Origin of the sequence: Serratia marcescens, from assembly GCF_001902635.1 — a bacterium.
Taxonomy (GTDB): Bacteria; Pseudomonadota; Gammaproteobacteria; order Enterobacterales; family Enterobacteriaceae; genus Serratia; species Serratia marcescens_F.
On record NZ_MJAO01000010.1, the window covers coordinates 40,879 to 54,197 of the forward strand.

Below are 13,319 nucleotides of genomic sequence, written 5' to 3' on the forward strand. Positions count from 1 at the left end.
GCATTACAAACGATCAAAAAATAAGGAGGGGGAATCGGTGAGCGACGCTGACTTGAAAAGTTTGCTGCGTACGGTAAGAGCGTATGGTGAACATAAAAACGCGATCGTATTTAATGAGGTAGCGTATTCTTATAAGGAGTTGGATCGGCACATTGGAATCTGCAATCAAGCAATTTCACACAGCGATATAGCGGTCATTATCAATGTCAAAGATAAACTGAAAGCCATCGTGCTGATGTTATCTGCCATAGACTGTGGCGTGACATTTATACCGGTTGATGGCGACCGACCCCGTTCGTTTTTGACTAAGATCGCGACGAAGTTCCCTCAGGTTCGCGTGATTAATGACGTGTGTTTCGATACCGGGCAGATTGACTCACACATCCTGACGCATCATGAGTGCGTGCAGGCACTTCCTCGCGGTGTTGAGCAAGGGGTGATGTCAATCATGTATACATCTGGCTCCACGGGGGAACCCAAAGGCGTACAGGTCAGGGCGAGTTCCGTGCTCAACTTGCTGCATCGACCCTCTTTCATTTCGTTAAGTTGTGAAGACGTTGTGGCGTCTTATTCGTCGTTGTCTTTTGATGCGTCCACCTTCGAAATTTTTACCCCTTTGCTCTCCGGCGGCACGCTGGTGCTGTTGGATAAAATGGTGGTATTGGATGAAGTGCGTCTTCTTCATGCCATTGAGCAATACAACGTATCCTGTATGTGGATGACGGCCGGCCTCTTCAGGAGTCACATGTTGTCCGGTGATTGCCGCGCATTAGCACGTCTCAGACATCTGATCGTCGGTGGAGATAAAGTGGATTTTCACGCTGCGGTGGCATTTTTGGAACGTTCACCCAGGACGCAGCTATACAACGGTTACGGGCCGACTGAAAACACCGTTTTCACCACCGTTGCGAAGTTAGACCTCGACAAGTTGAAACGTGAGAAACGGATCCCAATAGGCAAACTGGTTGAAGGCGGGGATTACCTGCTCTTCGATGAGCTTACCGGAAAATACCGCAAATCCGGCATTGGCAGACTGCATGTGACGGGGAATGGGCTGTCTGTGGGCTACCACGATAACCCCGTTGAAACCGGGAAGGTGTTTACGATGATTGACGGTGTTCGGTATTACGACACCGGTGACATTGTCGAGTGTACACTGGAGCAAGAATTTTATTTTCTGGGCCGGCAGGACCGCCAAGTTAAACTGAATGGGCACCGAGTCGAATTAGATGACATTGAAAAGACCATAGAAAGCGATAAGTCTGTTGTGAAAGCACTGTGCTTTTTATGGAAGAACCATCTTGTGTCTTTGATCGAAATACAGGATAACACGGCTGGCCTCGATGCGATCACTGCCCGACTGCGAACTCAATTAAGCCCTTTCTCTTTCCCGGACTTTTTTATTGAAAACACGCAGTGGCCACTCAATAAGAATGACAAAATAGATACTAAGTACCTGGTCAATAACACGATAAAAAATCTGGAAATGCGTCAAAGCGACTCCGCCGGACTGTCGGTTAAGCGTGTCGCTGAACAGGTGTTGGATAAGCCTGTTGAGCAGCTTGATATCGGTTTGTTTGATCTTGGCTTTGATTCCTTATCTATGCTCACGTTTAGTCATAAACTGAATGAGCAATTTGATATTAAAATCAATCTTCTTGACCTGTATACCGCAGGAACTTTGCAAGGTGTGGATAGCTTGGTTGCCGCCAAAGTGAATGCCTGAAACAGGTTTTTATGTTGCTGTTCGCGGTTAATGCCATTGAGTTTTTTAATTTTTCTTGTTGCGGCTATGTATTTTAAATTTTAATCAGAGGCATTGTCTGCTGGGGTGTTAATTACCCGGTGGTAAGTTTTTCTTGCTGATTTATCAATCTAAAAAATCGCCAATATTGGGCGTTATACAAATGGAGCTGTATTATGACTGAATATAATGAAACCGAACTGAAGCACATTGAAATTGTAAAGTCACTGTACACCGATGTTTTTGATACAGGCAACTGCCCGGTGGTTAACGACTATTACCATAAGGGGGCGAAGTGCCATTTAAGAGGTAAAACGCTGCAGGTTGAAGAGATGAAAGGGGGGATGGCTGAATTTGTTGAAAAACACGCGTCGATCTCAACGTCGATCGAATCGATCTTTGCTGTCGGTGACCGCACCTATGCTCGCCTTAATCGGCAGGCCACGTTGAAAGGTGAAAGCCAGCCCCGTGATATTGAAATCATGGTAGAAAAACGATTTGTTGATGGGAAAGTCGCAGAGCTATGGTTCATGGTCGATGACGAAATGTACAGCGAAATTTGGCTAAAACAACAGTCAGCATAATCCGATAACCTGGGCATAGGATGTATATCCTATGCCTATGACAACAGGTAACATAAAATGGATATAGCGATTATTGGCTTCTCTTTTCTCTTGCCTGGTGCAAGTAATATGGAAGAGCTGGACACGTTGTTGGAATCTGGTCAGGATGCGCTGACCGACCCGCTCTCCTCCGACAATCATCGTGACGGTTGGGTCAGCCGGGCGGGTTACGTGCAGGGAGCCGACCAGTTTGACTACGACTTGTTTGGGATGTCACTGCGGGACAGTTACATTATTGAACCTCAACAACGCATGTTCATTCAATGTGCATGGCGCGCATTGGAACAGGCTGGCTACAACCCGACACGCGGTGCCCTGAATGTCGGTGTTTACTCCTCATCTTCCGATAGCCATTACCCCTCTTTTCTTGCAGATAGCCAATTGGCGCTGGATAAGTACGATCCTTTCGAGATAGAGATTGGCTCGAACAAAGAACAACAGTCGTTGCGATGCGCATACTTGTTCGATCTGCAAGGTCCGGCCGTAGGGGTACAGTCGGCATGCTCAAGCGGCTTACTTTCTGTCCATATGGCGATGCAAGGTATCGCTATGGGGGACTGTGATATGGCCATCGCAGGCGGAGCCTGCCTGCCTTATCCTCTTCATTCCGGGTATCAGTACCAACCGGGCATGAATCTGTCGCAAAGCGGTGTTTTAGCCTCTTATTCTCACACTGCAGATGGCATGGTGCCCGGGTTTGGTTGCGTGGTGTTTGTACTCAAAGCCCTCGAGCGAGCCCGCAGCGATAAAGACACTGTATATGGTGTGCTGACCGCAAGCAGTATCAACAACGACGGAAGAGCGAAATCAAGTTATACCGCGCCGTCAACCCGTGGTATCGCAAGAAACATCCAAAATGTGCTTGCGAAATCGGCGTTGGCGGCGAAGGACATCGACTTTGTTGAAGGTCACGGGTCGGGGACCAAAATTGGCGATGTCCTGGAAGTCGCGGCACTGAAAAAAGCCTTTATGAGTCAGGAACTGGCAACCAATAACACGGCCCTGTCGTCAGTCAAAGCCAATATTGGCCACCTGGATGTCGTTGCCGGCCATGCTGGCTTGTTAAAGTCTGTGCTGCAAGTGTGGAACCATAAGTTATACCCGGCAGCCAATTTTTCATCGCTAAATCCGAATTTGCAATTGGAACGGACGCCTTTCTATATCCCCTTAGAAAGCCGTCGAAAGGAAAATTTAACGGGCCTGGTTAACTCTTTAGGCATCGGCGGAACCAACTGTGCGTTAATCATTCGTGGGGATGTGTGTTCTGCATTGGCCGAGGAAGGCGCGTCGCAGACAGTTGTCGTCATGATCGGTGCAGACAATGGTGGACGCCTGCAGCACCTGCTATGTCAGCTCCAGGAAGAATTAAAGAACGCCTCTCATTCGCTGGAAGATGTGGCGTACACCATGACAAGACGTTCTGTGGGCAAGAGCTGCACTGTGGCGTTTGCAGTTGCTTCACTTAACGAACTTCAAGAGCAAATTGCCGCCAGATTGCGCTCAGGCGTTGTCGGTCATCCGCTGGACGTGTGTCTAAATGAGTATACGGGGAAAGCGATCGCGATCAACGCGAGCGAAGTTGATGCCAAACGTGTCGTCAGGCTCGAGTCCACCCCTAAGCCGCAAACCAAAGTAGACGACGCGCAGCGAGAAGAGACGATAGACAACGCGGTTCTTTGCGAAGAGGCCCTGCGTAAGATTTGGCTCGAGAATTTTATGCTTGACTCGATAAACCAGGAAGATAGCTTTGTCGACCTGGGGGGGCATTCTATCCTCGCACTGTCATTGGTCACCGATATCAATACCGCGCTTGATCTTACTTTGACGATGGACTGGGTTGAAAAATATGATGTTTTCAGTGCCCAACTGAAAGAACTGAATAGATTGGTCAGAACTCAAACAGCATCTTCGCTGATAAAAACGCTTTTTGTTCCGTCCGGTGAAACACGGGCAACGCTTATATTGATTCATGCCTCTATTTCCGGCGTGGAAATATACAAAAAACTGTCGAAAAGTATTGCCGGCGACATTGAGGTTCTCGGGGTCGACTCATACAATCTCTATAATGAAAATAAAATAATCTCAATGGATAAACTCGCGAAAATGTATGCGGATGATATTTTTGCGAGTGTGAAAGATACCGCCACTCCCATTTTCATTGGAGGTTGGTCATTAGGTGGGTTATTAGCCAGGAAAATAACGGAACTGTTAAGCGGAAAAGTTGCTGTGAAAGGCAATATATTATTGGATTCGGTTCTGTATTCTCCTGATAGTTCAGTGCTCTTTACGGATGACTATCTCTCCTACTTTATGGATCTTAGCTGCTTTTCGAATTCGATTAGCGGGGATGAAAGAGCAAGAGAGAGTCTCAAGTCGTTATTTGACATAGAGAGAGGTATGGTTAAAGCGTTTGAGGATCCCAGGATAAACTTACCCCTGCTCAACATCGTGGCGACGTCTCCTCTTGTACAGATTAAAAACAGCATGCTCTCCCGTGTATTCGAGTCGTTGAAAAAGGCCAACAACAACTGGCCAGTAAACGACTTAATGATGGTGAGGGAAGTCAACACGGATCATGTTGGAGTCGTGTCCGAATTAAATATTGATAAGGTTTCAGGATTCATTCGGGAGTTTTTAGAACAGAATGTATAAGCATATCATCTTGTTTAAATTCAAAGAATTTATTTCCAAACCGGATGCGCTGAAATTACTTCATCAGCTAGGTGAGTTGAAAAATAGAATTCCTTATATCAAAAAATACAGCTATGGGATGAATGATGGTGATAATGCGAACAATTCAGGCTTTGAGTTCGCATTTGTTATGGAATTTAGCTCGAAACAAGACAGAGACGCTTATCAAGTCAATCATCACCATCAAACGTTTATTCATGAAACATTAAATTCTGCTATTTCAGAGGCAATTGTCTTCGATATGGCCGTGGTCGAGGAAGAGAGATGAAAGATAAAATCGCAGTGACAGGAATGTCCGGACTGTTTCCAGAGGCCAACGACTACCACCAATTTTGGGACAACCTGTGTCATGGGCGGGTGTCCTATCAGTCATATACCGATCAAGATGGACACATCAGATCGAAGGGGCTGTGCCCGGATCCCGAAACGTTTGATGCGCAGCGCTATCGTCTTTCTGAGAAGGAAGCGTTGGTCATGGATCCGCAGTTGAGAAAGTTCATCGAACTGGTCGACTCGGCGCTGCTTGATGGCGAATATCACGACCCAGCCACGCTGGGGACGGTTGCCGTGATAGCGACGCAGGGCAGCAATCATACCTACCATGATCAACTGCAAAAAAGCGTCGCAGAAGGTCAGGTTGAAGCGCCTAATGCGCTGCTCCTCAACCTCAATAAGGGGGCCGATTTTATGGCTACCCGTGTCGCCCATATATTTAACTTTCAGGGGCCGTGTTTCAATCTGCAATCCGCCTGTTCTTCATCATTGACCGCGATTGTTGAAGCCTGTTGGATGCTGCAAACAAAACGTTGCGATACCGTGATTTGTGGTGGGGTGCATATCTCCTATCCGCTGGCGATGGGCTATAAGTATGAACCTGGGTCCATTTATTCTCAAACAGGCATTTGCCGGCCTTTTGACCATCATGCTGATGGCACCGTTCCCTCCGATGGCGGGGGCGTGGTCATTCTTCGGCGGCTTCAGGATGCCGAAGAGAGCGGTGACACTATCCATGCCGTGATTGCGAATGCGTTGAGTAACAACGACGGGAGGAACAAGACCAGTTTTGCCGCCCCTTCGGTCAACGGTCAGTGGCAGCTGTTGTCTCAAATCTACCGCCATTCGGCCATCAACCCTCGTCAGCTGCAGTTCATCGAATGCCATGCAACAGGAACGGTCGTGGGCGATCCCATGGAAGTTCAGGCACTCAGCCAATTAATGGACAGTTACGCTGCGGACGCCACGTTATCCCCGGTGGTCGTGGGGTCGGTCAAAGGGAACATCGGCCATCTTTTCTGGGCGTCGGGCATCGCTTCCTTGATCAAATCTGTGCTGGCACTCAAACAAGGCGTTTACCCCGGAACGTCCAATCTGTCTCAGCTCAATGCATTACTCCAGGAGACGGAGAAACAGCATTTATTGTTTACGGCGGACAATATTCCATTGGATCCTGGCAAGCCCTCCCTGGCCGCTATTAGCTCGATGGGCGTGGGGGGGACCAACGCCCACATTGTGCTTGAAGGTTACGGCAAAGCACGCCCCCAGGCACCGAAGAAACCGGCCCGCCGGGAGACCCAGGGCAGCGTGTATTCATTCTTCTCTCAAATGGCAACAATAAAAGATGCCCGCTGTGAGAAGGAGGCCATCAGGCCGTCTCCCTCTGGAGAACAGACGCGGGTTACGCCGTCCTCATTATTGCCTCAGATCCTGTCTTTCTACCAGCGAGTGCTTGGGGAGGATGAGGTTTACCCAGACAGTGACTACTTCGATCTGTATGGCGATTCGGTGACGGCTGTTGAACTCCTCGCGTTGTTCAAATCAGAGTTAGGTATCGATGTCACGACAGAAACCATCTACAAGCACTCGACGCCCGAGGCATTAGCGAATGCGATTGTCAGGGAGGCGTCGTCTGCCGCCCAGCCTGTACCGGATCGCCAATCGATGAGTGACAATGTCCACCCACACGGTGTGTTGTCACCTTATCAACAGCGTTTTTATTTATTGGAAAAACTGCAGCGAGGCGATCGCAGTCAATATAATGTGCCGATATGTGTCGAGATCCCGCAGGCGTTTCCGCTAGAAGCCTTCACGCAAACGTTGGATAAAATTCTTGCGCAGCTCCCTCAATTTAGTCACCAATACAAGATAACCAAAGAAGGCGTTGCACTGGCGGCCAAACGTGCACAGATCGTTGAAACGCGCTCGGTGGAGGTGCCTGCAGAGGCTTCGTTGCCGGTGCCACTGCAGGCCGTGTATGAGCAACGATTTGATCTCGAGATGGGGCCGCTTTGTCGGGTAACGACGCTTCGACATGGCGCTAACAGGCTGCTGGTGCTGAATTTTCATCACATCGCGATCGATGGGACGGGTTTGCACAACCTGTTGGAAGTCTTGTCCGAGGCGAGGGAAGAAAATGGGCCGCTAAACAGCGTCCGTCTGCCTCAGCACGCGGAGCCTGGCATGTCCAACGCCAGCCTTGCGTTCTGGCAGAACGCTCTGAATGGCGTTACGCAGACGTCATTACCGCGCGATCCCACTCGCGCTTTAAATGCGGAGAGATTGAGCACCGGGACGGTGGTCTCGCGCCTTACAGCAGAACGGGTTTCAAAGGTTCACCATATAGCCAGGACCCATAAGAAATCCCTCTTTGTCGTGCTCTATGCGCTATTCAATACCACCTTGTCAGAATTCCTCGATACCGCCGTTGTTTGCACAGGGATGACGCTGGCCAATCGGTCGGAATCCGATAGGGCCGTGATTGACTGCCGAATGAATAATATTCCCGTTGTCGTCAATTGCAGGTCGGGGCAGTTCTACGAGATCCTGAATGAGACGGATAACGCGCTGAAGAACAGTTTGCCTCATGCCCACGTGCCTTTAGATAGAATCTCGTCCCTGGCAGGGAGAAACGGTCAAGGTGTGTATGACATTCTTTTTATGTATCAGAACCAAAACAAAGGCAATGTTCTAAAGTATCGGCAGTTTACGCTTCCTGAATATTCGACGCGCTACCAACCGGTGTATGGCAATTTGACAGTCAATCTTGTGCCTGAGAAAGAGGGGCTCGCGATCGAGATGATGTTCAATCAAGCGGTCTACTCCAGGGAAACGGTGGCAAGCCTTATGTCTACGTTGGTGTCCAATATAGACAGCGCCTTGCTCAATCTATAAAACCTCCACGAGATGAAAAATAATGAACTCTACATTTATCGAAAAGTTTGAATCTATCGCGGAAGTATTCCCAACGAACATTGCACTTATTGCGGGTGACAATGCAATTAATTACGCTCAACTCCAACAAAAGGCAAAGCGGGTTGCCGTCGGTATCCAGGCTGAAATCGATGACAAGGTGGAAGGCGTGGTGCTGTGTTTACAGAGAGATGAGTCGCTCATCACCACAATATTAGCGTGTCATTATCTGGGGATCCCGTATATTCCCGTTGATCCGCGGACCTCAAGCGAGAAGATCGATCATATTCTTTCTCAAGCGCGCTATTTGTACATCAGCAATGTGAAGACCAGCCAATGCCAAGAAACAGTTGACGTCAACAGGCTGTCGCAGACGAATGCCCCGTTTGAGCACGAGAGGCTGTCGCGCACGTCTCAAGAGGCCTATCGAATATATACCTCTGGCTCAACCGGCGCACCTAAAGCGGTCATGGTCAGCCATATTGGATGCGCTAACGTAATTACATACTTTTGCTCTTTATTGGCATTCAAGCCCGAACAAACGTGGTTATCATCAACGTCGATTGCCTTTGACATTTTCTTCCTCGAATACTCCGTACCATTGTCGAGTGGTGGCACCTTAATATTGCTGACAGATCAAGAAATCTACTCGCCGCAGCAGGTCGCAAGGCAAATCATGCGTTGGTCGCCTTCCGTCTACCAGGCGACGCCTTCGCTATTCAAAGGTCTCTTAGCCTACATGGATAAGGGGTGGCAATTCCAAAAAGTGTTGGTGGGTGGCGAATCTCTATCGCCACAACTGTCTTCATCGCTGTTTGAACGAAGTGACTGGTTGTGCAACGTGTATGGGCCAACAGAAACCACCGTTTGGTCCAGTGCGCATGTCATTCGGCAAGGAGGGGACACGCGTATTGGGCGGCCGATACGCCACACCCAGCTCTGGGTATTGAACGAACATCAGCAAGAGTGCGCGCAAGGTGAGCCGGGGCGTATCTATATCTCCGGGGATGGCCTGGCTTTGGGCTACTTTAATAACCCTGAGTTGACGGCGAGAAAATTCACCGAGGTACGCATCGGGGGTGTCAATCGACGGATGTATGATACCAATGATATTGGTTATGTAGATAACGAGGGCATCGTCAATTTTCTTCACAGAGAAGGCGGGTTTATCAAAATCAATGGGTATCGGGTGGAGCCTGCGGAAATTACGGACACGTTTGAAGCGATAGAGGGCGTGTCAGGTTCTGCGGTCATTCCTCTTCATGACGATCTGACGGATTCAGCAAAACTGATCGGCTGGGTGGAGTGCTCGGGGTTGACTGAGGCGGCGATAAGGGCATGTCTTGAGTCAACGTTGAGCCACTATTTGGTCCCCCATCATATTTTCACTATCTCGGCATTGCCTTATACGTTGAGCGGTAAAATCGATGCAAACAGGCTTGAAGAAATGAGCCTCGAGCTTTTGAGTAGGGCGCCTGGGGCAAGTGTCTCCGTATCTCTGGGCGAGCCATCAGCGCTGGCATCCCACCCTGTGGGTAAAATCCTGGGCCAATATATGGATATCACCCGGATGTCAAAAGACGATAACTTCTTTGAACTGGGGTTAACGTCGATGCAAGCCATCTCTCTTCATATCGACATGCTTGAGTTGTATCCCAACTTAGAACTACACGAAATCTTTGATCGGCCATCTTTTAATAAGCTGATAAACGAACTGGAATGCATATAATTTTAATCTGAGTCTATTCAGACTTATCGGCACGTTCGCTCGGCCAATAAGTCTGAACACTGGAGACAACATGAACGACTCTCACGCGCTTGAGAAGAAAGTCATCTGGTTGATGGCGCTTATTCAATTTATTAATGCTGTAGATTTTATGATCGTTATGCCACTCGGGGCGGATTTTGCCCGTGCGTTACAGATGTCGGCGGCAAATATCGGTTATCTTGGGGGCGGTTACACCTTAGCTGCCGCCGTCTCTTCACTGCTGCTGGCGAAGTACATCGACAGGTTCGATCGCAAACGGGTCGTGTTAGTTATGTTGCTTGGGCTGTCAGTGGCCACCTTGATGTGCTCGCATGCCTGGAATATGCAAAGCTTAATGTTTGCCCGCATTGTTGCAGGCGCTTTCGCAGGCCCATTAGTCGCCATCTCTCTCGCCATTATGACGGACTGTGTCCCCGCAGAGCGCCGTGGTCGGGCCATGGCCACCGTGATGGGGGCTTTTTCTATTGCCGCGATTGCTGGCGTGCCTTTGGGTCTCAAGCTGGCAAGTTGGTATCACTGGTCCACGCCTTTTTACGTGGTCGGTGCTTCAGGGATGCTGGCGGCAGCGATGGTGGTGGTATTGCTGCCAAGCCTTAAGGGGCATCTGCAGGGAACGGCGTCCAGGCCGCCAGATGTGTCCCTCCTGGCATTGATGGCCAATCGCCGGGTTTTACTGGCGATTTCCTCGCTAGGTCTGGCCGTATTAAGTACGTTTCTTCTGTTGCCGAATCTGGCCGTTTGGCTGCAACTCAACGCCGGCGTTGCTCGGGATGATTTAAGTCTGTATTACCTGATCGGGGGTGGGGCCAGCGTGATCGTGCTACAAATTGTTGGTCGTATGATTGACAAGATGGGGGCGCGCGCTGTCGTGATGGGGCTCGCAGTCGGCATCTTTGTGGTGATTTTCGACGGTTTTATGCATGTTCCGCTCTTACCGCCTTTGGTTATTTTTACTGCATTTATGGCGTTGACGGCAACGCGAACGATTGCCGCAGCCACAGTCAATACTACCGTCCCTGAGCCTAACGTAAGAGCGGCTTTTATGTCTCTGCAAAGCATCTGCCAACATGTGTTTAGTGGTTTGGCTGCCATCCTTTCGTCCTGCATCCTGGTTGAAGAGCAGCAACAGCTACACAACCTTGAGATATTGGCCGCCTGTGCGTTAGCCCTCACGCTCGTACAGCCACTGGTCTTGCAGCGATTGCTCAAGCAGCAATAGCGGCCTCCAGCCACGCCTGACTTCTCGGCACGACTCAGGCATGTCTCGATGCGTGCCGCTTATCGGGTTAAGGAATTGGCGCATGCCTCCATTTTTGAACGCCAGTCAGAGGGTGGTTCCTCCTCTGTTTAGGCATTTGGTATTATGGTACAACGCCTTTGATTTCAGGCGCTTCGATGAGTCGCTTTTCTTGGATTTCGGTATGGAATGCCCCGCGCCTCTAACAAGAGCGGGGCCAAAAAGAAAGGCCGAGTACTTTGCTGGCCGACTGGCCGCCAGACGCGCACTCCAATTTCTTGGCTGCGAAACACTCGCTCTTCCAATGGGGGAGCATCGGCTTCCTCAGTGGCCTTCGGGTTACCGTGGGTCCATTTCTCACACGCGAGCATTAGCGGTGTCGGCTGTCTGCCGGCACGATCGCTATCAGGCTGTGGGTATTGATACAGAAACGGTGTTCACGGCCGATCAATGTACCAAGCTAATGAGAGCCATCGTCTCTGAAGCCGAATGGAATGACGTGATTCGAGGCGGTTGCGCACTTGCTCAGCCGCAGTTGACTACTCTGATTTTTTCAGCCAAAGAAGCCTTGTATAAAGCGCTCTATCCTCACACGCTGTTGTTTCAGGATTTCAGTGCCGCCAGGCTGACGCGGGTATGTGAAGAATCGGCACAGTTTCAGATTGAACTGACCTGTGACTGGAGTGGGCGCTATAGCACAGGCACTCATTTTACCGGGTGGTTCCAGTTTTTTGCTCATACCGTTGTCACGGTGATTGCTGATGGTTACCACAAGTAAACTGACCGCGCCCATGAAAAGTTTTACGCCATGACCTTCCGTTATATTTGAATGACGTTAAAGATGAACTGCTGTTATTTTTTCTGACATCGGGTGTGTCGCTCTTTTCTGCGTTTTTAAACATGACGCCAGGGGCGGCCACACCAAAAAACAGATAGGAAATAATTTTGAACTCTGAAAATACGACGTTGCTGTATACTGAGCGCCAATCGACAGAATATGACGATTATTATCGTGATATTCCCGATTCTGTGGGCGAGATATTTAAAGTGGCAAGAAATATAGTAGAGCATTATAAAGGGGTTAATAAATATAAGATAAGCCCGGAAAGGTACAACGACATTGATATCAATCAGCCTGAAGTCATACTGGGCAGATTGTCCAACTCTGGGGTGACATCCATTACCAACCCGATCCCCTTTGAACATAAGCTCGTCGGGCATTGTTTGACCATCGCTATCATGGCGCTCGACATGATGAGGTACAAAAACATCCCTTCACGATTACGCTACGCCTATTGCACTTACTTCAGTCAGGATATTTACCCTGAGCAAATTCTGATTGAATACTGGTGTGAGGACAGAAACGCATGGTTATTGGGGGACCCCTCGATGAACCAGGAAGTGCTGGATCACAATGAGATTTCTGTCAGCGTGGACTTTTGCGACGTGGATACCACACTTTCTCAGCCGATCCACTGGGTTTGGCGTCAGTTAAGGCAAGGACAGCTGGATTTCACTATGTATCGTGGTATCCATGACAAGCAAGAAAAAAGACAGATATTAGAAGAGGTGGCTCGGATATTTGTGAATGACCTGGCAACCATAAACAATCTCTTATTATCGGTTTATGATTACGTCCTGGCCCCGTATCAGTCTGACCATCTCAGTGAAGAGCTGTTTCAATATCTGGATGAGATTGCAGATGAAATGATCGCCTCGCCAGGTTGTCTGATTGCTTACGACGAATCCAATCTTATCCGATGCCAGCCGAGAGTGGTGGTGAGAAAAAGTGTCTTCAGGAAAGAGGAGCAAGTATTTGAGCTCTAAGCGCACTAGGTACACATCGGGTTATCGCCTGGCACCGGCCTCAAACCGGTGCCTTGCGTAAGCTGCTTTAATGCGCACATCCTTCGCTATCTGCTTCAGCCCCTAACTGCTCATCCATCATTCTGCCCTGATGGTTGTTTAGGGTACCGGGGCGTTGTTTGTCAAATAATGCAGGTTAAATGAGGTGGTGACCTGTCCTACCGCCACTTTGTCGTCTATGTCTATAACGTGGTGGGCGAACTG

Annotated in this window: 9 protein-coding genes; all 9 read left to right on the forward strand. The window is 49.2% G+C overall.

What is annotated here, in order from left to right; translation table 11 throughout:
* The first annotated feature begins 37 nt into the window (after positions 1–37).
* The 9 genes from BHU62_RS11730 (at position 38) to BHU62_RS11770 (ending at position 13,076) form a co-directional block, all read left to right on the forward strand.
* A complete protein-coding gene (locus BHU62_RS11730) occupies positions 38–1,726 on the forward strand; it encodes a non-ribosomal peptide synthetase (protein WP_073532168.1) in 1,689 nt (562 codons plus the stop codon).
* A 194-nt stretch (positions 1,727–1,920) separates the two neighbouring features.
* On the forward strand, positions 1,921–2,328 hold the full coding sequence (locus BHU62_RS11735; RefSeq protein ID WP_073532169.1) for an ester cyclase: 408 nt from the start codon (positions 1,921–1,923) through the stop codon (positions 2,326–2,328).
* A gap of 57 nt (positions 2,329–2,385) precedes the next feature.
* Positions 2,386–5,019 (forward strand): polyketide synthase, encoded by a 2,634-nt coding sequence (locus BHU62_RS11740; protein ID WP_073532170.1) that lies wholly within the window; start codon positions 2,386–2,388, stop codon positions 5,017–5,019.
* Positions 5,012–5,326 carry a Dabb family protein gene (locus BHU62_RS11745; RefSeq protein ID WP_073532171.1) on the forward strand — a complete coding sequence of 105 codons (315 nt, stop codon included), beginning with the start codon at positions 5,012–5,014 and terminating at the stop codon, positions 5,324–5,326. Before BHU62_RS11740 ends, BHU62_RS11745 begins: the two co-directional genes overlap by 8 nt.
* On the forward strand, positions 5,323–8,226 hold the full coding sequence (locus tag BHU62_RS11750; RefSeq protein ID WP_073532172.1) for a beta-ketoacyl synthase N-terminal-like domain-containing protein: 2,904 nt from the start codon (positions 5,323–5,325) through the stop codon (positions 8,224–8,226). The genes BHU62_RS11745 and BHU62_RS11750 overlap by 4 nt, the downstream gene beginning before the upstream one ends.
* A gap of 22 nt (positions 8,227–8,248) precedes the next feature.
* On the forward strand, positions 8,249–9,973 hold the full coding sequence (locus BHU62_RS11755) for a non-ribosomal peptide synthetase (RefSeq protein WP_073532173.1): 1,725 nt from the start codon (positions 8,249–8,251) through the stop codon (positions 9,971–9,973).
* A 70-nt stretch (positions 9,974–10,043) separates the two neighbouring features.
* The gene (locus BHU62_RS11760) at positions 10,044–11,231 is read left to right on the forward strand and encodes an MFS transporter (protein ID WP_073532174.1); all 1,188 of its coding nucleotides are present in this window, start codon (positions 10,044–10,046) and stop codon (positions 11,229–11,231) included.
* 82 nt (positions 11,232–11,313) lie between these two features.
* On the forward strand, positions 11,314–12,027 hold the full coding sequence (locus BHU62_RS11765) for a 4'-phosphopantetheinyl transferase family protein (protein ID WP_073532175.1): 714 nt from the start codon (positions 11,314–11,316) through the stop codon (positions 12,025–12,027).
* Between the two features lie 167 nt (positions 12,028–12,194).
* On the forward strand, positions 12,195–13,076 hold the full coding sequence (locus BHU62_RS11770) for a hypothetical protein (protein ID WP_073532176.1): 882 nt from the start codon (positions 12,195–12,197) through the stop codon (positions 13,074–13,076).
* The last annotated feature ends 243 nt before the right edge of the window (positions 13,077–13,319 follow it).

Bases quoted from the DNA above. Each gene is read 5' to 3' on its own strand.
- BHU62_RS11765 (WP_073532175.1), top strand. From the start codon at position 11,314: ATGCCTCCATTTTTGAACGCCAGTCAGAGGGTGGTTCCTCCTCTGTTT.
- BHU62_RS11760 (WP_073532174.1), top strand. From the start codon at position 10,044: ATGAACGACTCTCACGCGCTTGAGAAGAAAGTCATCTGGTTGATGGCG.
- BHU62_RS11735 (WP_073532169.1), top strand. From the start codon at position 1,921: ATGACTGAATATAATGAAACCGAACTGAAGCACATTGAAATTGTAAAG.
- BHU62_RS11755 (WP_073532173.1), top strand. From the start codon at position 8,249: ATGAACTCTACATTTATCGAAAAGTTTGAATCTATCGCGGAAGTATTC.
- BHU62_RS11740 (WP_073532170.1), top strand. From the start codon at position 2,386: ATGGATATAGCGATTATTGGCTTCTCTTTTCTCTTGCCTGGTGCAAGT.
- BHU62_RS11750 (WP_073532172.1), top strand. From the start codon at position 5,323: ATGAAAGATAAAATCGCAGTGACAGGAATGTCCGGACTGTTTCCAGAG.
- BHU62_RS11745 (WP_073532171.1), top strand. From the start codon at position 5,012: ATGTATAAGCATATCATCTTGTTTAAATTCAAAGAATTTATTTCCAAA.